The sequence below is a fragment of the Pseudomonas sp. TH37 genome, from assembly GCF_016650735.1.
In the GTDB taxonomy this organism is placed as follows: domain Bacteria; phylum Pseudomonadota; class Gammaproteobacteria; order Pseudomonadales; family Pseudomonadaceae; genus Aquipseudomonas; species Aquipseudomonas farris.
In genome coordinates this window covers 374,469-395,901 of the sequence record NZ_JAEKFD010000002.1, presented here as the reverse complement: position 1 = coordinate 395,901, position 21,433 = coordinate 374,469, and the positions used below count along the sequence as shown (strand labels likewise).

The window sequence follows — 21,433 nt, the reverse complement described above, 5'->3', positions numbered from 1 at the left end:
CGCTTCTCGAAAATTGAGGAAAATAGGGTTTGCGGGGGCACTGGGTAGACGTTTCGACTCGGCCGCCATGAGATCCAACGGCTTGATAAGGACGAAAAATTACAGGCATATTGATGACCAAAAAAACGCGGCAAGTATCGTTGCGAGGAAGAATATCCACCGTAAAGAATCCGTAAAATTCTACCGGCAGCACGCTCCGCCAGCGACTCGCACCTACTTCGCCGTCCCGCCACGAGGTTTATAGAACAGAAACTTCCGGGTCTCGGCCGTCCTGGTGTATTTCTTCGCCCAGGCAGGTTTCACCGTTCTGTCGTGGAAATACAAAGCACCATGGGTTCGGTCCGTGAGTTGCTTGTTGAGTGCCTTGCGCGCGATTTCCTTGGCGAGGGCATATTCGTCGTCTTCCTTTACCTGATCCGCACGTCCGTCGCACCACCACGAAAACTGGCAGGAGCCCGTTTCAGAACCTTGCTTGACCACGGCGCACACCGTATCGGGAAAACCCTCCTGGCCGAGCCGGTTCATGACCACGCTGGCGACGGCTTCCATGTTGGCAGGTGCCACACCTTTGGCTTCCCAATAGATGCTGCGTGCAAAGCAGGTGATTGCATCGTCCAGAGGGGCTGCGCCTGCCGGATCGACCGCCTGCGCTTCGGAGGGGGTGATGACCGCGGACTTGGGCACCGGAAGCTCGCTGTCCTTCTCGGCGGCTTTCTCTTCCAGGACCTGCGCCTTGTCTTCGGCCACTTCCTGTTTTTGCTCCTGCTCAGTCGCCAACACCTGGCCTCCTAGAAGGATGATTGCGAAGCAGGTGACTACCCATTTTAATCGCATTATCGATCCTTCCGATGACACTGGCTTGAGCAATGAAACGGCGATGTTGTAGCGCTGACCTGCTGTGATTGTAGTCGTCGCAAGTCATTCCAGCCGCCTGACAATAAACGCGTTTCAGTGCAAAAAGGCATTGCGTTCGCAGGGGTGAAATCGCGCATCATGGGCAAAGGGGGCGTTCTCAATTAGTTTCCCCGCCGCGCCGGGTCTGCTGTTGTGCAGGGCAAGGCGCGAGAAGCGTAGTTTGGTCATTCCAAATAAGCTTCGAGCAACGCAGCCCTGCACAACAGCAGGCCCGGCCCTTCGGGTTGTGCCTTAAAGCGGGCCAGCCTGCGTTGCAGGCCTTGGAAAGGGAACAACCATTTCCAGCGGCCTGCGCCTTGCCTGGCCCGCTTTAAGGCGACAACGCGGCGGGGAAACTAATTGAGAACGCCCCCCTAGTCCGTTCAAGGGAGAATTTCATGCGCAGCCTGTCATCCGTTTTGCATCTTGCCGTGTTGTCATTCGGGCTGGTGTTCAGCGTCGCCGCCTCGGCGACCGATGAAACGCAGCTGGTCGAGTCGATCAACGTTTACCGTAGCCAGGCGCAGCGCTGCGGCGGCCAGGCGTCTTCGGAGTTGCCGCCGCTGGCGAGCGATCCGCGCCTCGTCCTGTCCGCCAACAGCATCGGCGACTTGCAGCAGGCACTGGCCCGCGCGGCTTATCCGATGGTCAATGTGCAAGCGATCAGCCTGTCCGGCCCGCGTGATGCACCGTCCGCCATGAAGGCGATTCAGGAGAGCTTCTGCCAAGTGGTGCTGGACCCGCAATTCGTAGACATCGGCGTCAGCCGCGATGGCCGTGAGTGGCGCATCGTGCTGGCGCGTCCGCTGTTGACCGGGCGTTTGGGCGACTGGCAGGCAGAGGGACAAAAACTGCTTGAAGCGATGAACAGCGCCCGCGCTCAAACGCGCCAGTGCGGCACCCAAGCCTTTACCGCCACGACGCCGCTGGCGTGGAACGCCACACTGGGCTCCGCAGCCGAGACCCACAGCCGGGCCATGGCCAACAATAACTATTTCGATCACAAGGACCGCGATGGTCGCACGCCGGGTGATCGAGCTGAACTGGCAGGTTACGCTGGTCAGCAGGTCGGCGAGAACATCGCCGCCGGGCAAGACACCGTGCGCAAAGTGGTCGATGGCTGGCTGGCCAGCCCAGGCCATTGCGCCAACCTGATGAACCCACAATTTCGCGAGCTGGGCGCGGCCTATGCGGTAGACCCGAAAAGTGACGCGGGGATTTACTGGACGGCGATGTTTGGTACGCCGTGAAGGCCTGAATCGACAGTTGAATAAGGAATCGTCATTTGAATAAAGCCCCCTCTTCGACCGTCGAACAAGACCTGTCGAAGCCTGCGGCCATCAGCTTGCGGGAAGCGTTTCTGTTCTGGCTGAAGCTCGGCTTCATCAGTTTCGGCGGGCCGGCCGGACAGATCTCGATCATGCACCAGGAGTTGGTGGAGCGCCGGCGCTGGATCTCGGAACGGCGCTTTCTGCATGCCCTCAACTACTGCATGTTGCTGCCCGGGCCGGAGGCTCAGCAGCTGGCGACCTACATCGGTTGGCTGATGCACCGGACGTGGGGTGGCCTGATTGCCGGCGCGCTGTTTGTGCTGCCTTCGCTGTTCATCCTGATCGTGTTGTCCTGGGTGTACATCGCCTTTGGCGAAGTGCCGGTGGTGGCCGGGCTTTTTTATGGGATCAAACCGGCCGTGACCGCCATTGTGGTGCAGGCGGCTCACCGGATCGGCTCGCGGGCCCTGAAGAACAACTGGCTGTGGGGAATCGCCGCGGCTTCATTCACAGCGATCTTCGTGTTCAATGTGCCCTTCCCGTTGATTGTGCTGGGCGCCGCGATCATCGGTTATGTCGGCGGACGTCTGACGCCTGAAAGGTTCCAGACCGGGGGCCACGGCGCTGCGAAAAAATCCTTCGGCCCGGCGTTGATCGACGACGATACCCCGACTCCCGAGCACGCCCGCTTCAGCAGTTTTAAATTGCTGCGCCTGTTGCTGGTGGGTGTTGTTTTGTGGGTATTGCCGATGGGGATTCTCACCGCGCTGTTCGGCTGGGAAGGCACCCTGACCCAGATGGCCTGGTTCTTTACCAAAGCGGCGTTGCTGACGTTCGGCGGCGCGTATGCCGTGCTGCCCTATGTGTATCAGGGCGCTGTCGGTCACTATGGCTGGCTGACACCCACGCAGATGATCGATGGCCTGGCGCTCGGCGAAACCACCCCCGGGCCGCTGATCATGGTGGTGGCCTTCGTTGGTTTTATCGGCGCCTATGTTCATCAGGTGTTCGGCCCCGATCATGTGTTCCTGGCCGGCGCCCTCGCCGCCACGCTGGTGACCTGGTTCACCTTCCTGCCTTCGTTCCTGTTTATCTTTGCTGGCGGTCCGCTGGTGGAGTCGACCCACAACGAACTCAGGCTCACCGCGCCGCTGACCGCAATTACCGCGGCGGTGGTCGGCGTGATTCTTAATCTGGCGTGTTTCTTCGGCTACCACGTGCTCTGGCCCAACGGCTTCGGCGATCCACTCGACTGGCCTTCGGCGCTGATCGCCATTGCAGCGGCCATTGCCTTGTTCCGCTTCAAGCGGGGTGTGATCGAAGTACTGATGGGGTGCGGGCTGATCGGGCTGACGGTGCATCTGCTGCGCTAGCCTATCAAGAGGGAATCAATGACTTTGCCGTTGCCTCTGTAGCTCAGTCTTCAGCCAGAGGCTGGCCGGTTGTACGCCTGCCGGACAGCGCACTTCATAGGCGCGGCCACTCATACTGCTTTGGCTGGCCGCCAGTTCGATGAAGTCTTCTGCGCTGTTGACCTTGTTCCTGTCTTCGAGGTACGTCAGCTTCTTCTGCAAATGTACCCGGGCCTCAGCGCCCGGGTATTCGCTTCCATTACGCACAAACCGGCACTCGCTGTGCTCGACAAAGTCCAGCAAGCTGTTTATTTCCTGAGTGGCTTGAGGTGGGGTTTGCGCCTGTGCATCGAGCGTTATGGCGGTCAGGCCGATACTCGACGCGATCAGCCATTGGCCGAGGCGCCAAGTGAAATGTCCAGGCAGAATTCCCATGGTTGGGCCTCGCATAACCAACGGCAGATCAGAGCGGTGGTGCCCTCCGCTCTGAAGGCTGACGGCAAGTATCAATCGTCGTCCCGGTCATCGCGGTCCCGATCGCGATAACGACGGCGATCATCACGACGGTCGTAATCCCGGTCATACCCTCGACCATCACGTTGGTCATAGCCTCGGTCATGGTCGCGACGGTATTCACGGCGGTGATCCCGATCGTACCTGTCGTCATCTTCCCAGTGAGGAAAGCAACCTCCCAACAGGAGGGTACTTGCAATGGCCAGGGTCATTATCGCGGTGCGCTTCATTTGAACGTCCTAAAAGGTCAGAGCTGCGGGGATGAGGTGACGCTTCCCGCGAAATAAATCGCAGTGCGTTCAAACCCATAGCTACGACCTTCCAGCCAATCAATGATTCAGTTATCGCCGGGCCTTACAGCGTTCTTTGGCTATTGCCGATGGTTTTGGCTTTTTCGATGGCCCAGTCCAGCGCGGCCTCCATGTCCAGCAGATGCGGCGACGGATGGTTGTCCTCAACGATGGCCGAACCGTCCGGCCAGTAGACACCGATGAACATCCCCAGCGAACCGTCTCTCAATATCTCGGCCTTAACCTTGATCGTGCATCCGTTCGATAGCGTTTCCGAGTGGATCATATGGCGCTCAGTCATGACTGCATTCCTCCCGTCGTAGCTATCAGCGTAACCCATGCAGCGCTGACCGCGATGACACTCAAGCGTCTACCTGCACCACCTCGATCCCCAGTTTTTGATAATCCTCGACATTGCCCGAGGCCACGTGACGCTCGGTGATCAGGGTATGCACGCGGTTGCAAGGCGCAACAACGAAGGGCTCCACCGCCCCCAGTTTGTCCGCGGTGGTGACGGCAATCACATGGGAAGCGCTGGCGAGCATCGCCTGCTTCACCGGCACCTCATCGAAATGCAGCGAGCTGATGCCGACTTCCGGATGAATGGCGCAGACCCCGGTGAACACCAGGTCGGCCTTGATGCCCTCGATCAGCCGCAGGGTTTCATGGCCACTGGAAGACATCGTTGCGGGGTTGAGCTGACCACCGGCGACGATAACCGTGATGCCTTTGTATTCGGCGAGGGTGATCGCGATCATTGGCGACGCGGTGATGGCCGTGATGCAGATGTCTGCGGGTAGCGAGCGTGCGATCTGCAGTGTGGTGCTGCCGGAATCGAAAATCACGATCTGGCCATCTTTGACCCGGCGTGCGGCGAGTTGGGCCAGCCGGGTTTTCACTTCATCGGTTTCGCCAACCCGGGTGAAGTAATCCTTGCCCGTGTCCTTGGGCCGCGGCAGCGCCCCGCCGTGTACCCGCTGCACCAGCCCGGCGCTGGCCAGCTCCGACAAGTCCCGGCGGATGGTGTCTTCGGACACGGCGAAATGCTGGCTCAATTCGGAGGCCATGACCTTGCCGTCGCGTTCGAGGATCAGCAGGATTTTCTGACGGCGCAGCTGCGGGAGTTCGGCGGAGGAATGCTCGGCTTGCATGGTTTTGCCTGTTTTTGCGTGTTTGTGCGAGATTAGCCAAACACCGGGATGAACACAACCGGCAGCAGAAGGGAAAACGGGTCAAATGGCACACGCGAAACCTGTGGGAGCGGGCTTGCCCGCGAAGGCGGTGTGTCAGGAGACATCAATGCTGGATGTGCAACCGCCATCGCGGGCAAGCCCGCTCCCACAGGATTGTGGTCAACTGATGCCCCTCACAACGCACTCACGATGAACTCGCGCAACCATTGATGCGCAGGGTCGCGATGAACACGCTCGGGCCAGAGCATCGACATCTCGTAACCCGGGACTTCAAGCGGTGGCTCGACCACCTCCAGCGCCCCCGCATCGCGAACCAGCCGCGACGGCAGCATCGCCACCATGTCTGTGCTCTCCACCACCGACCGCACAAACAGGAAATGCGGGACTGAAAGCACCACCCGGCGCGTCATGCCCACCGCCGAAAGCGCCTGGTCGGTGACACCCTGAAAACTTCCACCATCCCGTGACACGATCACGTGGTCGAGCTCGCAGAATTGCGCAAGTGTCGGCCGCTTTTTCAACTGCGGATGCCCGGCACGGCCCACCAAAACATACTGCTCGGTAAACAACGCGCGACGTCGCAACCCGAGGGGCGCGTCCTCGCTGGTGTGAAAAGCCAGATCGATTGCCCCCTGCTCCGCTTGCTTGGCGATCTGTGACGGAACCAGGTCAAACACCGCCAAACGCGTGCCCGGTGCTGCCGAACGCAGCCCGGCTAACGCAGGCAAAACGATAGTCGTCTCACCGTAGTCGGACGCCATGACATTCCACGTCTGCCGTGCCTCGGCCGGGTTGAAAGGGCTGGCGGGCGACACGGCGCGCTCCAGGGCTTCCAGGGCCTGACGCAACGGCTCGCGCAACTCATCAGCCCTGGCCGTGGGCCGCATGCCCCGTGGTCCTGGCAGCAACAGCGGATCACCGAAAATGTCCCTCAACTTGGCGAGATGAACACTCACCGACGGTTGAGACAAATTCAGGCGTTGCGCCGCACGGGTCACGTTGTGTTCCGAGAGCAAGACATCAAGGGTCAGCAGCAGATTGATGTCCAGGCGTCGCAGATTATTCATGGTAATACCTGGCATATTGGTTATTCATTTCCAATATACCGGCTAAAGTCTGATTCTGCTGGCTCCTGACACTGGAGACTCAGCCATGAAAGTTCTGCTTGTTTATGCCCATCCCGAACCCAAATCATTGAACGGTTCGCTCAAGGACTTTACTGTCAAACGCCTGGAGGCCGCCGGCCACCAGGTGCAGGTCTCCGATCTATACGCGATGGACTGGAAAGCCTCACTGGATGCCGATGACAGTCCTGGCCGGCCAGCCGAATCGCGGTTCAATCCTTCGCTGGACTCAAAGCATGCGTTTGAAGAGGGTCGACAAAGCCAGGACATCGTCCTCGAACAGGAAAAACTGCTCTGGGCCGATGCCGTCATTCTGCAGTTTCCGCTGTGGTGGTTCTCGATGCCGGCGATTCTCAAAGGCTGGGTGGAACGCGTCTATGCCTATGGGTTTGCCTATGGCGTGGGGGAACACTCCGATGCGCGCTGGGGCAACCGCTATGGGGAAGGTACGCTGGCGGGCAAACGGGCGATGCTGATCGTCACTGCAGGTGGATGGGAGTCTCATTACAGCCCTCGGGGCATCAATGGGCCCATCGATGATCTGTTATTCCCCATCCAGCACGGCGTACTGTTTTACCCCGGCTTCGACGTGCTGCCACCGTTCGTGATCTATCGCACCAGCCGAATGGATGAGGAGAGATTTTCGACGACCTGCGACGCGCTCGGCCAACGGCTTGATGACCTATGGAAGACCGCACCGATTCCTTTCCGACCGCAGAATGCTGGGGCGTATGACATTCCGCAACTCACATTGCGCGCGGAAGTTGCTTCGGATCAGTCTGGCTTTGCGGCTCACGTTGGACAGGCAGAGCGTGAGAAACCAAGCGTACATGCGCCAAACGCAAAAGCGATTGCCGTGAGTTAAGCCGTAATGCGATCTGTAGCAGCTGTCGAAGCCTGCGTCAGGCTTGTAGCAGCTGTCGAGCTCGCGAGGCTGCGTTCGGCTGCGAAGCAGTCGTGAATCCGGTGAACTCGGTCTGCCTGATGTACCGCAATTTCTGAATTTACGACTGCTTCGCAGCCGAACGCAGCCTTCGGCAGCTGCTACAAAGAACGCGTCGGGCTGAAATAATTTAACCGGCTCGCAAACACGAAAAAGCCCGCACAAGGCGGGCTTCTGAAATCGATGTAGGTGGCCAGCGCTGGTCTCTGGCTTACAAGGTTTATCGGGCCTCTCACAGAACAGAAAATTGTTGCTTTCGGCTGTTCTGCCTCACACGGCATAAGGGCTGGATCTCAGCGCGGAGATCTTTCTAACCGTGTACCCTTGGGAGCGCGCCCCACGCTTCCTCGCTATCCCTTTGCGCATCAGTCTGCGTCTTCACCTACAGCTTCAGAATAGCAAATCGTTCGAAGGCTGGGTCGGAGTTTTTAGACCGATTCTTTTCTAGGGGGATGACTGCAGAATGGAAAAATACTAACGCCGCAAGACGGACTTGATTACGCCTTTGTGGAGCTGCCGAAGGCTGCGATCTTTTGATCTTCAGCACATGACAGTCCACGATTCGTTGAACGGAAAAATTGTGGTCTGTCCCGGTATTTCACGAGCGTCAGTTTCGAACACCACTGTCATGTTTACCACCCGAAAGGAAATCCCGGGACAGACCACGATTTCAAAAATCGTTGAATGGAAAAATCGTGTATGGCATCCAAATCCAAATGCCTACCCGATCGGCGTAGATATCGTCTTGAATCTCACTCTGCTCGCGACTGTGTGAGCGACCACATCCAGACGCTCAATACTACGAGCAATACCAAGGCGAGCACGCTTGGCCACAGGGGCATGGGATACCCATTAACGAGAACCTCGGGGCGAATAATCAGGCGCCCCAGTTGCGCCAAGGCCATCAGTGCGTAGACGGTGCCGGCCACTCGCAGCCCAATGATCCGGGATTTCATGCTGTTCTCCTCGACCTGAATATGAACGTAACAGGCGAGCAAAAGCGTTGTTTTTTGCCGGCCCAGTGTGTGAAGTCATGAAGGGGCGGCCAGCCTTGGCGCTCCTCTCCTCCCGCTCGGAAACCACTATCCAACCCTGGCCTTCACCAGAGGTCGGGGACCAATCTCCACCGGACTCGACGGGTGTAATCGTCATACCCTGCAAGCTCGGACCGCAACAGCTGGTCCTCCAATGCCGTGCGCAAGACGAGTAACGCCGACGCCAGCGCGGCGGGCACCAGTGCCCAGAACGAACCCAGCGCAAGGGCCATGCCGAAGAACAGGAACAGTGCGGCGATGTACCCGGGGTGACGCACGAAACGGTAAGGGCCGCGATCGATCACGCGCTGATGCCGCTCGACCTGGATGCGCACACCTGGTTCGAAGAACGGATTCACTGCCTGCGCCCAGCCCGTCACCGCGATGCCCGCCAGCACAGCGATGTAGCCGCCTAGCACCAACCAGGCCGGTACCGCCGACCAATGGAAACGCCCGGCATCGATCGCCGCGACCGGCAGGACCGCCGTCATCGTCGGCAATATGAGCGCCAGCAGCGCTTTGTCCCAACTTTTAGTGCCTGGCTGAATCCGGCTGCGCGCGCGAAAGATCACAGGGTTGACCCACGCCAGGACAAGGCCTGACGCGCCCAAAGCCAAAATCAGAACGATCAGCAATACCCATCCGGGCCGCCAGGCAATGGTGCCAGCCGGCAGGAAGATCAATACCAGCAGCGCAAGCGGCAGGCCGATCCCATAAGTGATGGCCGTACGGCGTGACATCGCCTTCGGTTCCTGGGGAGTTTCTGTCTTTTCCATTTTGCTTGGCATATTCGATAGGCCCGCAAATGGAGTCTAGAGTTCCCCTAACCACCGAGCGACGTGATCGAGGGAACTCCCATGCCCGCCACAGCAGAATCCCGAGCGCGCACCCGCGCATTCGCACGCGTCATTGGGCCTTGGCTGCTCATCGTGCCCGGCATCATCGCCGTGCGGGCGCCAGACATGGGGCCACTGGCGGCCGACTTCTTCGCGAGCCCGCTCACCGTGTGGTTTGCCGGCGCCCTGCTGTTGTTCGGTGGCCTGCTGATCATCGCGTTCCATCAATATTGGTCGAACGCCGCGGCGGTTGTGATTTCCCTGTTCGGTTGGTTCCTGGCGCTTCGCGGCGCTGTACTCCTGGCCGCGCCGCAACTGATTGAACGTGGCGTGGCGGTATCGGCGAGGGTGCCGTTGCTGGTGCAAGTCGGCTTCGGCGTCGCCGTGCTGATCGGTCTCTGGCTCACTTATGTCGGCTGGATTGCCAAGCCCGATGCGTCGCCGGCAAAGGGCGTTTTATAAGCATGAGCACGCAGTAAATCTGGAATTCCACTCTACGAACGCAACACCCCTATGCCCGCCGATACTTCTCAACGCGCTCCAGATCCTCCCAGGACGGCTGGGCAATCCGCGACAAGTCGCTGTTCTCTTCCAGATCCGCCAGTTTCACCACCCGCCCGATCGGGTTCTGCGCCGCACGCTCGACAAACTCCTCGTAGGACTCGTCCGGCACCTTGGTCACCGACGCAATTGCCATCAGCACCGTTTCGCTGAAGCCTTCGTTACGCAGATCATCGAAGCTGATGCCGCAGTCCTCGACCACGTCATGCAGCACCGCGACGATGCGCTCTTCCAGCGTGTTCACCCGCAGCATGACTCTCAGTGGATGCAAGATGTAAGGCGCGCCGCCCTTGTCCACCTGCCCCTCATGCGCTGCGGCGGCGATGGCAATGGCGCGTTCCAGTGTTTGACTCATGGGATTTTCCTCGGGTTAAACGCCGTAACGGCCGCTGAAATGAATGTTGCGTTTGAAACAAACTGCAATCGCCTTCCACCGCCCCACAGGCTTCGCGCCCTCAGCGTGACGTTCGAGAATCATCGACACCAGCGTCGCCTGATCGACGCCCGGATGACTCTCCACCAGCTCTGCGACCCAGCCACAACCGGACTTCTGCAAATGCAGACGCCACTCACCCAGCCAAGCCTCAAGCTCCGACACCGCCAACCACGCCGCCCCACCCTGCTCGCAATGACCGCCACCGATGGACTGTTCGAAACAAAAAGGCTTGTCAGGGCAGGAAAGGTCGATGTGGAAGAGGTAAATGTCCTGAGTTGTGTGCTGCGCCGTAGGGGCGTTGTTGCGGCTGCCGATTTCGATCATGGGCGCGTTCCATCCTTGAATTCCCGTTGGCTTTCAGTCTACGACGGTGGCGGCGCTGAACGGAAGCAAGCGACCTCACCGCCGAAAATCCCGCGCCTGATCGTTCGATGAACACGCGGCCAGGATTTTGAAGTCTGAGAATCTCGTAGGAAATAACCGTTTGTGGCGAGGGAGCTTGCTCCCGCTGGGCTGCGAAGCAGCTCCAAACCCTACTAGCCCGTTTCCTCAGACACACCGTAGCACCCGGTTTTGCGGCGGCTGCGCCACCGAACGGGGGCAAGCCCCCTCGCCACAGTGACCGCGTGTGGTCCTACAGCCCGGTTGCGGCTACCAAAATGGCTGCCTAGAGTGGGTCTGTCGCTGACCGCAGTTAGCGATAGGGTTTCGCAGCCCCAAGGAGAGATGGCCTTCACCGTCGAATGAAAATTCTGGCAAAATTCGCCCGCGTTTCATTTCATGGCGGTTGTGCGTGGGAGACTTTCGAGTCTGCCGGGTTTAGGTCATCTCTCGGTCTGCGAACCCGCGTACAGCTGCCACCCAATTGTTTCGCAGCGAAAAGGTGGCACCTCTATTTACTTTCTTAGAGAACTACCAATGACCACGAACAACCCGCTCCGCCACTACACCCCGATGTCCCACCACGCCACCGACCACCCCGTCCTCCTCATCGACGCCGATGCCCCGCTACGCGAACTCCACAACTGCCTCAGCGAACGCCTCAACGCCGTCCTCAAATACCTCAACCTCATGGCCTGCACCAGCCTCCCCGACTACGCCGAGCACGACATCAACACCGTCACCAACATCGCCCGGATCATGGTCCAGGATGTGAGCGATGTGTTTCGGGTGATTGAGCAGCGTGGTTTTGATACGCCGTAAAATCAAAAAGGTGACAGATCCATTTGTTTAAATAGATCTGTCACCTTTTTCGAGGTCGCGCTCAGACAATCGAGTGATTTGCCGCATGTCCCGGTTGTGCGCAGAGATCAATGCCAAGGGCATGGATGACCTTTAGAACCGTATCAAAACGTGGTTTCGCGCCTGGCGCGAAAGCCTTGTACAGGCTTTCGCGGCCCATTCCAGAATCCTTGGCAATTTGTGTCATGCCACGGGCCTTTACCACGTAGCCAATAGCACGAAGAAATTCTTCGTTGTCGCCGTCTGCCAGTACCTGAGAGAGGTACTCGCTGATGGCTTCGTCGCTGTCGAGTAGTGCCGCCATGTCGAAGGTAGTCAACGTGTGGCCCATTTTTAAACCTCCCTTGCCAATTTTTTCGCCCGTCGGATATCGGTGTTTTGCGAAGACTTGTCACCACCGGCCAGCAAAACGATGACTGCGCCATTTCTCATAGTGAAGTAAACCCGATAGCCAGCGCCGACATCCACGCGCATTTCGGAGACACCATCACCTACCGGCTTGATATCGCCTAGATTACCCGCAGAGGCACGGTCAATGCGACGAGCGATTGCAACCTTGGCCCGCAAGTCGCGAATCGAGGCATGCCATGCCACGAAGATTGTGGTTTGCTGAACAAGATAATTCATTGCTCGACTGTATCCATGTGAATACAGACGAGCAGTCAGGCCATTCTCTGGTCCAGTGTGTTTTTTCCCCGAATCGTGTAGGCAGCATGACGAAACGGTTACTGATGATTCGAGACTTCTCGCAAGCCCTATCTCCAGGGCCCGCAAGACAACACCAATCAGTAAACCTGCACCCGCCACAACTCCCGCGACGAAGAACCCGCCGACATCGGCAACCGACCATGCAACGTCCGATAGTTATCAATCAGCACCAAATCCCCCTCACTCCATTGATGGGCAATCATGCAATCCGGGTCATAAACCAGCGAGTTGACCTGTTCCAACAACGCCTGTTGAGCCTCCTCGTCATGGTCCTGCACAGACTGGCTCAGGGTCTGCAGTGTCGAGTCGGTGCCCTCTTGGTAACGCAGGATGAGTTCGCCGCTGCGGGGGTGATGATCCACCAGGCTGTACATGCGCGGTGAGCCACCGAAGTAGGTCATTTTGGTGTAGTAGGTGATGTTCACATCCTGCCATTGTCGGGCGACTTGCTGCCCGACTTTGCGCAGTACGTTTCGGCTGTCGACGATGGTGGTCTGGCCCTCGCCCGGTTGCGGCGCTGTCTTGCAATACAGCATGAATTTACTGGCGCAGAATTTCGGATTGCGCTGAACCTGTGCGTCGCTGTCGGGCAGCATGTTCAGGTCCCAGTGCAAAGGCGTTTTCTCTAGCGAGTGCACCACGCCTTGCGGTTTGTCCGCGGGTTTGACCACGTGCACGGCGCCGAAGGCCCATTCGTACAGCGTGCCGAAACGTTCGCAGCTGCGAGCAAAACTGTCCTGGTCGTCGAAGCGGCAGCCCTTGAGGCAGACGAAACCGAAGGTTTCCACCAGTGCCTCCAGCAGGCCCGTGGACAGTCGTTCGAAACCCAGCCCCAACGGGTCTCGCACTACCAGGCCAAAGAGCGGAAGTTTTTGCAGTTCGTATTCGAAGCCTTTGGCCTGCGGGTTTTCTGTTTGGTGGTAGAGCCACGGCCGCCCTTGCCAAGTGACCAGCACATGGTGGTCGAGGTCGACCTGAGCGCGTGCGCGAAGGCTCTGGCTGCCATCGATGTTGCACACCGGCACGGCATGCCAGGGGCTGTCGACACGGGTCAGCCCTTCGGCCAAGCCGAAGGTGAATTTGGGCCCGGCATTGCTGTATTGATGGACCGACAATCGAATGTCATCGCCGAAGAAACGATCCACTGCCGCATTCAATGCCTGTCCGCGAAACATCATTTGGTAGGCTTTGAAGTTGATTTGCTGCAGGTACTCGTCCTCGCTCTGCCCGTCTTCACGGCACAGACGCAGGTCGTTGTAGAGGTGGCTGCAGAGGTGGTCATGTGCCTGGCTGAGGGATTCATCGTGCCGGCTCTGCTCGATCAGATCCCCAAGGTTTTTCCAGGGCAGACGGGCCTGCTTGATCAGGCTGGCGCGAACCGACTCGGCACTTTGGGCCTGAGGGAACAGGTCTTCCATGCTGACCCACTGAATCGTATGGGTGGTGCACAGTTCACGCAACGCCCGGTTGTAGGTCTCGCGAACGTCGTCGGCCACCCCGACGATGTCGTTGAAGGTCGTTCCGTCACTGAGGATCGACACCACACAGCCCGGTGCGTGCAACGCGGCGATGGCTTGGCCGAGTTGGTCGAGGCGCTCGATGGCGATGACTTCGCCATAATCCGGCAACACGCCGAATGTCTGGTCAGTGGCGTTCGGCGACTTGCAGGGAAAACCTGGCAGTACCAGACGCACCGGCAGGCTCTGATCGAAGCAATGCCCCAGGCGTAGCGCGAGATGCGCTCTGCCTTGTGTGTCGAAACAATCATCCGTGCCTTTGAGCAGATAACCCGCGAGCAAATCGCTGACGGCAGCGATCCATGCGTCTCTATGTTCCATAGAACAACTTCCTTGAGAGTGTGTGTATCAATAGGATTTAACAGTGTCGCCATGTTCGGTGAACGCATGCGCTGTTCCGCAGACTTGCTGCAGAATGCGCAGCAACCCGGCCGGCTGTTCGCAGCAGAAGTTCGGGGCTTGGGCCTGCAATGCTGGGGTCAGGCCATATCCCCAGGTGACCGCCGCCGAGTACATGCCTGCAGCACGGGCGGTCTTCAGATCGATCTCGGTGTCACCGACGAACAAACAGCGTTGCGGATCAACCGACAATCGCCGGGCGGCTTCCCATGCCACATCCGGCTGAGGTTTGAGCGCCCTGCCCGCGCGATGCCCCAGAATCGTCCCGAAGGTATTCTGTGGAAGCAGCGCATCGGCTACTTGCCGAGCCATGTCCTCAGTCTTGTTGGTCACGATTGCCAACGGCACGTGTAACTGGCGACAGCCTTCAAGCAAGGCAAGCACACCGCTGAATGGCCGGGAAAATTGAACAAGGTTGTTTTGATACAGCGCCACATAGCGCTGGTGCAGGGCGACCGCATCGGCTATGCCGAACTGCGTGGCAAGCTGCTCGATCATCGCCGTGACCCCGCCGCCGATGTAACCCCGCACTGTTTGCGCCGTCTGCGCCGGGCAACCGTGTTCGAGCAACACTTGGTTCAGGCACCACGTGATGTCAGGCAAGGTGTCGACCAAGGTCCCATCCAAATCGAAGAGTACGGCTTCGACCCGCAACCGAGACGTCATCATTGAGCACTGGCGTAGTGACAAGGACGCCCCTTGCGAAACACCAGGCGGTGGTAGCGCTCATCGACATTGCTGCGTTTTTCGAGGGTGACCACACCTCGCCGCTTGATAGCCACCGAATGCCAGGGCGTACGCCACAGGTCACTGGTTGGCACCAACCGGATACCGATTTTCGTCGACACCGCCAGTTGCGGGTGAATCGACAGGCGCAGGCAATTCGGGTAGCGCGCCTGTAACAGCGCACTCCAGGCTTCACTGCGCTGGATCACCCGCTGCGAGGCCGGCTTGGCGATTTTCTTCACCGCATTAAGGCTCATGCCGGCGAATACTTTGAGCCCCGAGTAATCCTCGGAAAGAAAGCGATGGATACCGCAGTACATCAACATCATGTGCGGATCATCCTTGAAACGCTGCTGCAACAAGACCAATGATTGACCGTGCTCAATCATCATCTCCTCACGCATGGCGTCCAGACAATCAAGCGGAGGATAGGCATCCCTGAGGTCGAAATGGGCGAACGTGCCGGGATAGTGCTGTTCGGCGTAGTCCTGGATAGAGTCGGTGTAGGCCTTAACGTCTGCATCGGGAACATGCACCAAGTCAGAGAACACATAGCCATCGGAGCAGATATGAATCAGCGCTCCCGGTGCGTAGATCTCCTGGATCTCCTTGCACAGGCGATGTAACTCGTCGATTGCGTGATGTTCAGCAAGATCGGGTAGATGGCTGAGGGTTTTCTTGCGGCTGGGCGACTTGCCGGGAAAGGCTGGCAAGACCATTTCGACCTTGCGACCGCTCTCGACCGCCTGCATTACTTTCGCCAGATGGGGTTCCAGCACCTGTAATGAAAGTTCGTGATCCTCCCCCGGGGCAAGGCTACGACGTCGAAACAGGCATTCGAGGATTTGCTGGGCAATGTTCATGTGTGGAGTGTTCTGATGCTCGTGCACCAGCTGACCGCACACCTGTTGAGCAACGGTGTTTGAACCTTGCATAGACAATCCCTTGTGTGGTGAATAACGGCCATTTTTTTGGCCGTCAGCAGATATGCCTTACCTGCGGGCGGCTAAATTCCTACAAGTCGTTAGGACTGTCAATCGTGGCAATCAGGAATATTGCGGGCTGCACGAGCTCCTCCGGGTCTCCTGTCGGTGAAGCAATCAATTCTGTCTAGCCCTTTCACCATCGGAACACAAGCCAGCTGAAGCCCGGAGGGCGAATGGTAAATAGCAGGTTTGTCACCCACGAAACCGCAGCGCCGGTAAAAGTCAGCTGCGTTCAACGTGGCGTCGAGATTGACTTCCCTCAGCCCCAAATCCCGTGCCAGGGATTCAAGGTAGTCCAAGACTCTCAAGCCAATGCCTCGTTGCATAAAGCTCGGGAGGACAAAGATCGCGCCGATTTCGCTCCTCTCCAGATCAAGCATTCCTGTCGCCACCGGCTCCCCCTGAATACAGCCCAGATAAAAGTGTTTATCCATCAGGTCGCTATATCCGTCCTTGGCTGCTCCTGCCGTCCAGGCCAGCATTTGCTCCGTGGTATAGGCACCGATGCATTGATGCCGTATCGCTTGAAGGCGAATGTCGAACGCCGTTTGGGCATCGCTGTGCGTGGCGCGTCTAATCTCGAACATTTCATTCTCCGTTAGCCATCGGTAGACGGAGAACTAAAAAGCCCCGTCCATTTCTGGCGGGGCCTTGGGTGATTACGTCAAATTCTGTGAACGCATGACCTCATGGCCCGCCGGAAGCGGTCATGTAGGAGCACATCATGTTCATGCGGCGTGTGTAGGTCATGGGCCGATAGTGTTTTGGATGATCCGGGTTGTCAATTGTGGAGCGCAATGATTAGGAACAGTACCCGGATTTACGACTGCTTCGCAGCCGAACGCAGCCTTCGGTTGCTGCAGGTTTGATGTTCGCTATCGGTATCAGAAGTTCGCCGGGGTGTTGGCGCTGATGATCTCCGCCTCATCCGCCCCAATATTGCGAAATCGATGCGGCAGCGTCGTCGGAAAGTAATACCCATCCCCGGCATTCAACACACTAATCTGCCCATCAACGGTGAGCTCAACCGTGCCACGGGTAACGAGCCCACACTCCTCCCCTTCAGCATGCACGATGGGTTCTTCGCCAGAACTCGCCCCAGGCGCGTACTGCTCGCGCAAAAGCCGCATCTGCCGACTCGGTACCGAAGCGCCAATCAGCAACAACCGCAGACCATGACGGCCGAGATCCGGCTGTTCATTGGCGCGGAACACGTATTGGTGTTCGCGAGGCGGTTGGTCGAAGGTGAAGAAGTCCGCCAAGGACATGGGGATGCCTTCGAGCAGTTTTTTAAGGGAGCTGACGGAGGGACTGACGCGATTCTGTTCGATCAGGGAAATGGTGGCATTGGTGACGCCGCTACGCCGTGCCAGCTCGCGCTGGGACAGTTTGTAGCTTTCGCGTACTAATTTGAGTCGTGAGCCCGTGTCCATGACAGCCTTATGCGAAGAATACTTAAGGGGTAATGGGGGTGGGTGGCGGGCGACTGGTGGCCGCGGGTTACGCCGTTTCCCGTCCCGGAACCGTGAAAGGCGGGTATTAAATCACGTTTGTTGGTGTTGCTCAGCAGGTTCGATAAACGGCAGATAAATCAAATAGGTGAATGATAGTCGTCCGCCCATTTACGAAACCCGTGGGAGCGGGCTTGCCCGCGATGGCGGTGTGTCAGCCGACATCTATGTTGACTGTGCTGTCCTCATCGCGGGCAAGCCCGCTCCCACAGTGATCGGTGTTGTACGAAAGATTTGTGTATGTCGCCAATTTCCTTGTGGGAGCGAGCCTGCTCGCGATGGCGGTGTTTCAGGCGACATCGATGGCGGCTGATAGGGCCTCATCGCGAGCAGGCTCGCTCCCACAGTTGGTCCGGGTTGACCACACATTTGGTGTTCGGCCTGAATCCCTGTGGGAGCGGGCTTGCCCGCGATGGCGGTGTGTCAGGTGACATTGATGTTGAGGTGCTGACCTCTTCGCGGGCAAGCCCGCTCCCACAGTGGTCGGTGTTGTTCGCAAAATTTGTGTATGTCGCCAGTTTCCTTGTGGGAGCGAGCCTGCTCGCGATGGCGGTGTATCAGGCGACATCGATGGCGGCTGATAGGGCCTCATCGCGAGCAGGCTCGCTCCCACAGTTGGTCCGGGTTGACCACACATTTGGTGTTCGGCCTGAATCCCTGTGGGAGCGGGCTTGCCCGCGATGGCGGTGTGTCAGGTGACATTGATGTTGAGGTGCTGACCTCTTCGCGGGCAAGCCCGCTCCCACAGTGATCGGTGTTGTTCGAAAGATTTGTGTATGTCACCAATTCCCTTCTGGGAGCGGTGCCCTGCTATGACTGGCATTAGCCGGCGGCACATTTTTGGGATGGCCGCCGGCAAGGTTCTACTTAGATGCCGAACCGGTCGCGTAGCGCGTAATACGCGGCGCCCATGGCGGTGAGTGGGGCCTGGAAGGTGCGGCCGCCGAGCATGGGCATGTGTGGCAGGGAGGCGAAAGCATCGAAGCGTTCGGCGTCGCCGCGGATCATTTCCGAGATCAGTTTGCCGGCCAGGTGCGAGCAGGTGACGCCGTGGCCGCTGTAGCCTTGCATGTAGTAGGCGTTTTTTTCGATGCGGCCGAATTGCGGCATGCGGGACATGGTCAGCAGGAAGTTGCCGGTCCAGCGGTAGTCGATTTTCACGTCCTTGAGTTGCGGGAAGGTTTTAAGGATTTTTGGTTTGATCAGTTGCTCGATGTCGTCGGGCTCACGGGCGCCGTAGACCACGCCGCCGCCGTACAGCAGACGGTTGTCGGCGGTGAGACGGTAGTAGTCGAGCAGGTAGTTGCAGTCTTCGACGCAGTAGTTGTTGGTGATCAGGCTGCGGGCGACTCTTTCGGACAGCGGCTCAGTGACGACGATTTGCGAACCGCAGGGCATGCTTTTGCGCGTGACGCGGTTGTCGAGGTCTTGAGGCAGGTAGGCGTTGCCGGCGATCAGCAGGTACTTGGCCCGCACCACGCCTTTGGCGGTGCGCACGGTGATCGGTTCGCCGTAGGTGATTTCCACGGCGGCGGATTGTTCGTAGATTTTGCCGCCCAGACTGATGATCGCGGCGGCTTCACCGAGGGCCAGGTTCAGCGGGTGGACGTGGCCGCCCTGCATGTCGAGCAGGCCGCCGACGTAGTTGTCGCAACCGACTTCGCGCTTGATGTCAGCCGCGTCGAGCATTCTCAGGTTTTTGTTGCCGTAACGCTCCCAGCTGCTCTTCTGCTCAGCCAGGCCGTTGAGTTGCTTTTTGTTCAGCGCTGCGAAGATGCCGCCGGGGCGGTAGTCGCATTTGATGTCGTACTCTTTGATGCGCGAGCGGATGATGTCGGCGCCTTCAAAGATCATGCTGCCGAGCACTTCGGCGGTTTTGTCGCCGTAGCGTTCTTCGATCACATCAACGTCGCGACTGTAGGAGTTGACCAGTTGACCGCCGTTGCGACCGCTGGCGCCGAAGCCGACTTTGGCGGCTTCCAGTACGGTGACGCTGTAGCCCGCTTCGCTGAGGAACAGCGCCGAGGACAGACCGGTGTAGCCGGCGCCGATCACGCAGACGTCGCAGTCCACCGCTTGTTCCAGCACCGGGAAGTCACCGGTGAAGTTGCGGGTTGCGGCGTAGTAGCTGTTTACATGTGCTTGTTTCATACATTTCTCCGAAGGCCGCCGGCGTGTACCGGCAACCACCGCTGTAAAAGTGTTAGAGCTTGATCCAGGTCGCTTTGAGTTCGGTGTATTTGTCGAACGCATGCAGCGATTTGTCCCGACCATTACCCGACTGCTTGAACCCGCCGAACGGCGCGGTCATGTCGCCGCCGTCGTACTGATTGACCCAGACACTGCCGGCGCGCAAGCCGCGAGCGAAGGTATGGGCCTTGCTCAGGTTGCTGGTCCAGACACCGGCAGCCAGACCGAAGATGCTGTCGTTGGCGATCTGCAGGGCTTCTTCAGCAGTGTCGAAGGTGATCAGCGACAGCACCGGGCCGAAGATTTCTTCCCGGGCGATGGTCATGGCGTTGGTCACGCCGTCGAAAATTGCCGGTTCCACGTACAGGCCACCGGTGCCTTCGAGGGTACGATTGCCGCCAGCGATCAGTTGCGCACCCTGGTCTTTACCGATCTGGATGTAGCGCAGCACGTTGTCCAGTTGGCGCTGATCGACGACCGCGCCGACGGTGGTTTCAGGATCGAGGGCGTGGCCCGGTTTCCAGGCTTGCAGCGCTTCCACCAGCAGCGGAATGAACTGCTCGCGAATCGAGCGCTCCACCAACAAGCGCGAACCGGCGGTGCAGACTTCGCCTTGGTTGAAGGCAATCGCGCTGACCGCCGCTTGTGCTGCCGCGCGCAAATCCGGCGCATCGGCGAACACCACGTTCGGGCTCTTCCCGCCCGCCTCCAGCCAGACGCGTTTCATGTTGCTTTGCCCGGCGTAGATCAGCAGTTGCTTGGCAATCGCGGTCGAGCCGGTGAAGGCCAGCACGTCGACGTCCATGTGCAACGCCAGCGCCTTGCCGACGGTGTGACCGAAGCCTGGCAGGACGTTAAACACGCCTTTGGGGATGCCGGCGTCGAGGGCCAACTGCGCGATGCGAATCGCCGTCAGCGGTGACTTTTCCGAAGGCTTGAGGATGAACGAGTTGCCTGCCGCCAGGGCCGGGGCGAACTTCCAGCTGGCCATGATCAGCGGGAAATTCCACGGCACGATGGCGGCGACGACGCCTGTCGGCTCGCGGGTAATGAGACCGAGTTGGTCGTGGGGTGTGGCGGCGACTTCGTCGTAGATTTTGTCGATGGCTTCGGCGCTCCAGCGGATCGCGTTGGCGGTCGCTGGGATGTCGATGCTCATGGAATCGCTGATCGGTTTGCCCATATCGAGGGTTTCGAGCAGCGCCAGTTCTTCCTGGTTTTGCAGAATCAGATCAGCGAAACGAATCAGGACGCGCTTGCGCTCGGCCGGGGGCAGTTTGGACCAGATGCCGGACTCGAAGGTGCGGCGTGCAACCTGCACGGCGGCATTGGCGTCGGCTTCGTCGGTGCTGGCGATGTTCGCCAGGAAGCGGCTGTCGACCGGGCTGATGCATTCGAAGGTATCGCCGCTGAGTGCCGGGCGGTATTGGCCGTCGATGAATGCGCGGCCTTCTAGTGTGAGGGACTGGAAGCGTTGCTCCCAGTCGCTGCGAGTGTTTGTCATGGTTGTGACTCTACGCAGAGGAATAGTTGATCGTTGGGCTGACTGCCAGTCAGTTAAAGATTTGAAATGCAATCCCTGTGGGAGCGGGCTTGCCCGCGATTGCGGTGTATCAGGCGCCATTAATGTTGGCGGTGATGACGCCATCGCGGGCAAGCCCGCTCCCACAGGGTGGGCGGTGTACACATGATCTGTGTACGCCCACC

Annotated in this window: 23 protein-coding genes and 1 pseudogene; 5 read left to right on the top strand and 19 right to left on the bottom strand. The window is 58.8% G+C overall.

Features of this window, described 5'->3' with window-relative positions:
* Nucleotides 1–213 precede the first annotated feature (213 nt).
* Nucleotides 214–834 carry a cell wall hydrolase gene (locus JFU11_RS06915; protein ID WP_123720025.1) on the bottom strand — a complete coding sequence of 207 codons (621 nt, stop codon included), beginning with the start codon at nt 832–834 and terminating at the stop codon, nt 214–216.
* Between the two features lie 458 nt (nt 835–1,292).
* Between JFU11_RS06915 and JFU11_RS06910 the strand changes: the two genes are divergently transcribed.
* Nucleotides 1,293–2,144, top strand: a complete 852-nt coding sequence (locus JFU11_RS06910) for a CAP domain-containing protein (RefSeq protein WP_123720024.1) — start codon at nt 1,293–1,295, stop codon at nt 2,142–2,144.
* A 35-nt stretch (nt 2,145–2,179) separates the two neighbouring features.
* Entirely contained in the window at nt 2,180–3,538 is a 1,359-nt protein-coding gene (chrA, locus tag JFU11_RS06905) for a chromate efflux transporter (RefSeq protein WP_201060177.1), read from the top strand.
* Nucleotides 3,539–3,553: 15 nt separating this feature from the next.
* Here chrA and JFU11_RS06900 read toward each other — a convergent pair whose 3' ends face one another.
* The 5 genes from JFU11_RS06900 to JFU11_RS06880 all read right to left on the bottom strand — a co-directional run bounded on the left by JFU11_RS06900 (nt 3,554) and on the right by JFU11_RS06880 (nt 6,580).
* Nucleotides 3,554–3,952 carry a DUF5329 domain-containing protein gene (locus JFU11_RS06900; RefSeq protein ID WP_201060176.1) on the bottom strand — a complete coding sequence of 133 codons (399 nt, stop codon included), beginning with the start codon at nt 3,950–3,952 and terminating at the stop codon, nt 3,554–3,556.
* 71 nt (nt 3,953–4,023) lie between these two features.
* A complete protein-coding gene (locus tag JFU11_RS28040) occupies nt 4,024–4,260 on the bottom strand; it encodes a hypothetical protein (protein WP_080772176.1) in 237 nt (78 codons plus the stop codon).
* Between the two features lie 124 nt (nt 4,261–4,384).
* A complete protein-coding gene (locus JFU11_RS06890; RefSeq protein ID WP_007904583.1) occupies nt 4,385–4,621 on the bottom strand; it encodes a hypothetical protein in 237 nt (78 codons plus the stop codon).
* A 61-nt stretch (nt 4,622–4,682) separates the two neighbouring features.
* Nucleotides 4,683–5,471, bottom strand: a complete 789-nt coding sequence (locus JFU11_RS06885; RefSeq protein WP_201060175.1) for a DeoR/GlpR family DNA-binding transcription regulator — start codon at nt 5,469–5,471, stop codon at nt 4,683–4,685.
* 215 nt (nt 5,472–5,686) lie between these two features.
* On the bottom strand, nt 5,687–6,580 hold the full coding sequence (locus JFU11_RS06880) for a LysR family transcriptional regulator (RefSeq protein WP_123720031.1): 894 nt from the start codon (nt 6,578–6,580) through the stop codon (nt 5,687–5,689).
* An 85-nt stretch (nt 6,581–6,665) separates the two neighbouring features.
* Here JFU11_RS06880 and JFU11_RS06875 point away from each other — a divergent pair, with 85 nt between their 5' ends.
* Nucleotides 6,666–7,502: an NAD(P)H-dependent oxidoreductase gene (locus tag JFU11_RS06875; RefSeq protein ID WP_201060174.1), complete on the top strand. Its 837-nt coding sequence runs from the start codon at nt 6,666–6,668 to the stop codon at nt 7,500–7,502.
* An 830-nt stretch (nt 7,503–8,332) separates the two neighbouring features.
* Here JFU11_RS06875 and JFU11_RS06870 read toward each other — a convergent pair.
* On the bottom strand, nt 8,333–8,536 hold the full coding sequence (locus JFU11_RS06870) for a hypothetical protein (protein WP_201060173.1): 204 nt from the start codon (nt 8,534–8,536) through the stop codon (nt 8,333–8,335).
* Nucleotides 8,537–8,679: 143 nt separating this feature from the next.
* The gene (locus JFU11_RS06865) at nt 8,680–9,354 is read right to left on the bottom strand and encodes an isoprenylcysteine carboxylmethyltransferase family protein (RefSeq protein WP_201060172.1); all 675 of its coding nucleotides are present in this window, start codon (nt 9,352–9,354) and stop codon (nt 8,680–8,682) included.
* Nucleotides 9,355–9,471: 117 nt separating this feature from the next.
* Here JFU11_RS06865 and JFU11_RS06860 point away from each other — a divergent pair, with 117 nt between their 5' ends.
* Entirely contained in the window at nt 9,472–9,912 is a 441-nt protein-coding gene (locus JFU11_RS06860; RefSeq protein ID WP_201060171.1) for a hypothetical protein, read from the top strand.
* A gap of 49 nt (nt 9,913–9,961) precedes the next feature.
* On the opposite strand, the gene JFU11_RS06855 is transcribed toward JFU11_RS06860, so the two are convergent.
* Together JFU11_RS06855 and JFU11_RS06850 are read right to left on the bottom strand one after the other, a co-directional pair.
* Nucleotides 9,962–10,366, bottom strand: a complete 405-nt coding sequence (locus JFU11_RS06855) for an HD domain-containing protein (protein ID WP_201060170.1) — start codon at nt 10,364–10,366, stop codon at nt 9,962–9,964.
* Nucleotides 10,367–10,381: 15 nt separating this feature from the next.
* Entirely contained in the window at nt 10,382–10,771 is a 390-nt protein-coding gene (locus JFU11_RS06850) for a hypothetical protein (protein WP_201060169.1), read from the bottom strand.
* Nucleotides 10,772–11,365: 594 nt separating this feature from the next.
* Between JFU11_RS06850 and JFU11_RS06845 the strand changes: the two genes are divergently transcribed.
* The gene (locus JFU11_RS06845) at nt 11,366–11,650 is read left to right on the top strand and encodes a hypothetical protein (RefSeq protein ID WP_201060168.1); all 285 of its coding nucleotides are present in this window, start codon (nt 11,366–11,368) and stop codon (nt 11,648–11,650) included.
* A gap of 61 nt (nt 11,651–11,711) precedes the next feature.
* Here JFU11_RS06845 and JFU11_RS06840 read toward each other — a convergent pair whose 3' ends face one another.
* From JFU11_RS06840 to JFU11_RS06800, 9 genes and pseudogenes are all read right to left on the bottom strand, one after another.
* On the bottom strand, nt 11,712–12,020 hold the full coding sequence (locus JFU11_RS06840) for an addiction module antidote protein (protein WP_095053372.1): 309 nt from the start codon (nt 12,018–12,020) through the stop codon (nt 11,712–11,714).
* 2 nt (nt 12,021–12,022) lie between these two features.
* A complete protein-coding gene (locus tag JFU11_RS06835; protein WP_201060167.1) occupies nt 12,023–12,316 on the bottom strand; it encodes a type II toxin-antitoxin system RelE/ParE family toxin in 294 nt (97 codons plus the stop codon).
* 158 nt (nt 12,317–12,474) lie between these two features.
* Complete coding sequence (locus JFU11_RS06830) at nt 12,475–14,235, bottom strand: L-tyrosine/L-tryptophan isonitrile synthase family protein (RefSeq protein ID WP_201060166.1); 1,761 nt, start codon at nt 14,233–14,235, stop codon at nt 12,475–12,477.
* A 27-nt stretch (nt 14,236–14,262) separates the two neighbouring features.
* On the bottom strand, nt 14,263–14,979 hold the full coding sequence (locus JFU11_RS06825) for an HAD-IA family hydrolase (RefSeq protein WP_201060165.1): 717 nt from the start codon (nt 14,977–14,979) through the stop codon (nt 14,263–14,265).
* On the bottom strand, nt 14,979–15,974 hold the full coding sequence (locus JFU11_RS06820; RefSeq protein ID WP_201060164.1) for an isocyanide synthase family protein: 996 nt from the start codon (nt 15,972–15,974) through the stop codon (nt 14,979–14,981). The genes JFU11_RS06825 and JFU11_RS06820 overlap by 1 nt, the downstream gene beginning before the upstream one ends.
* 176 nt (nt 15,975–16,150) lie before the next feature.
* A pseudogene (locus JFU11_RS06815) lies at nt 16,151–16,612 on the bottom strand (GNAT family N-acetyltransferase); the annotation flags it as partial.
* A gap of 297 nt (nt 16,613–16,909) precedes the next feature.
* The gene (locus JFU11_RS06810) at nt 16,910–17,458 is read right to left on the bottom strand and encodes a cupin domain-containing protein (RefSeq protein WP_008011722.1); all 549 of its coding nucleotides are present in this window, start codon (nt 17,456–17,458) and stop codon (nt 16,910–16,912) included.
* A 945-nt stretch (nt 17,459–18,403) separates the two neighbouring features.
* The gene (locus tag JFU11_RS06805; RefSeq protein WP_201060163.1) at nt 18,404–19,687 is read right to left on the bottom strand and encodes an FAD-binding oxidoreductase; all 1,284 of its coding nucleotides are present in this window, start codon (nt 19,685–19,687) and stop codon (nt 18,404–18,406) included.
* 52 nt (nt 19,688–19,739) lie between these two features.
* Nucleotides 19,740–21,230 carry an aldehyde dehydrogenase gene (locus JFU11_RS06800; RefSeq protein WP_201060162.1) on the bottom strand — a complete coding sequence of 497 codons (1,491 nt, stop codon included), beginning with the start codon at nt 21,228–21,230 and terminating at the stop codon, nt 19,740–19,742.
* Nucleotides 21,231–21,433 lie beyond the last annotated feature (203 nt).